Genomic DNA, 1,181 nt, shown 5'->3' with positions numbered 1-1,181 from the left:
AGGTCGCCTTCCCAGTGTCCCGGCACGGCCCGATCCTCGACCTCAGGAGGCCGTTCACTGATCGGGACCGCATCCTTAATCTTGCGCAGCTTCAACCCTTTCTGGGTTGCGTACCGTGACCTTCGAATGGCGCGCGGGCTGCGCAAACACTCCTGCAATTCTTTCTTCAGGACCCCACGGGTTTGCACATAGAGGCTGCGATAGATGGTTTCGTGTGACACGCGGTGCTGCTCTTCGTTTGGGTGCTTGCGCTTAAGCCAACCAGCGATCTGCTGCGGTGACCATTTCCGACGCAACTTGCGTGCAATCAGGTGACACAATGGCTCGTTGAAAGAGAGCTTACATGATTTGGGTCGCATTGCGCAGTCCCAGGCCCGCTGATCCGAGCACGCCGCGCGATAGGCTTCCCGTCATCGGTTCGATGATGCACGAAGTCATAGGACCAAACATGGTTGCGATACCCTGGCCGCAACCGGACGCATGAGCCATCGTTCAGCCAGAGACGCCCTTTCTTCGGTTGTTTCATGGGTACTTTGAGCCCCTCGCGCCGCCACAGTCGTTCCACACGCTTGTCGTTCACCATCCAGCCTGCATCCCTCAGAAGAGCGGCAATCCGACGATAACCGGACTGTTCTGCAGGAAGCCTCTGATGTGATGGCGGACAAACGGGTTGACGCAGGCTTCGCCCCGCAGCACCCTTCGCTAAAGTGGTAGTGAGCGATTCCTTTTTAGAAGCAGTTTCCATGGGGGCAATGATGAATCCTGGCATCAGCCTGATTGCATTGTTCTTAAACGCAAAATGAAATACGAGAGATATTTTACCGCCCTCAAAGTGGGCTTCCTGACTCTACCGATGTTCATAGTTGGAACGCCAGCACTGCCCGAGGGCAAGGGGCTGTTTTCGGATTTCCCGATTATTCAGGGCACCGTGGAATATGTTGACACCAAGGGTGTCATATATCTGCAAACAGCGACGCAGGAAAATCCCATTCTGGTGGAGCCTTGGGCACTGACAGTGCCGCCGGAAGCGCTGAAGATCATACTGACATCGCGCGAGGTGGTTTGTGACCTGCCCCCCGAAACTTCCCTCGTTCTGATGTAGAGTTTGCTCAACCTTTTGAAGGAGCAAACGAATGCGAAAGAGCCGTTTCACGGAAGTCCAAATCATTGGGATGATCAAA

General features: G+C 54.8%; 1 protein-coding gene and 2 pseudogenes. 1 reads left to right on the top strand and 2 read right to left on the bottom strand.

The features are described 5' to 3' along the window. Window positions 1–407 (bottom strand): annotated as a pseudogene (locus ACW9UQ_RS18635) (IS30 family transposase); the annotation flags it as partial. Further along, window positions 404–625 (bottom strand): annotated as a pseudogene (locus ACW9UQ_RS18630) (IS3 family transposase); the annotation flags it as partial. The pseudogenes ACW9UQ_RS18635 and ACW9UQ_RS18630, both read right to left, overlap by 4 nt. A gap of 174 nt (window positions 626–799) precedes the next feature. Here ACW9UQ_RS18630 and ACW9UQ_RS18625 point away from each other — a divergent pair. Further along, window positions 800–1,102 (top strand): hypothetical protein, encoded by a 303-nt coding sequence (locus ACW9UQ_RS18625; protein ID WP_458932482.1) that lies wholly within the window; start codon window positions 800–802, stop codon window positions 1,100–1,102. Window positions 1,103–1,181: the final 79 nt, after the last annotated feature.

This window comes from Halovulum sp. GXIMD14793 (assembly GCF_054457435.1).
This window is presented reverse-complemented; position numbering and strand designations above follow the sequence as displayed.

Excerpts from the sequence above, each read along its gene's own strand:
- ACW9UQ_RS18625 (WP_458932482.1), top strand. The coding sequence starts at position 800 with ATGAAATACGAGAGATATTTTACCGCCCTCAAAGTGGGCTTCCTGACT.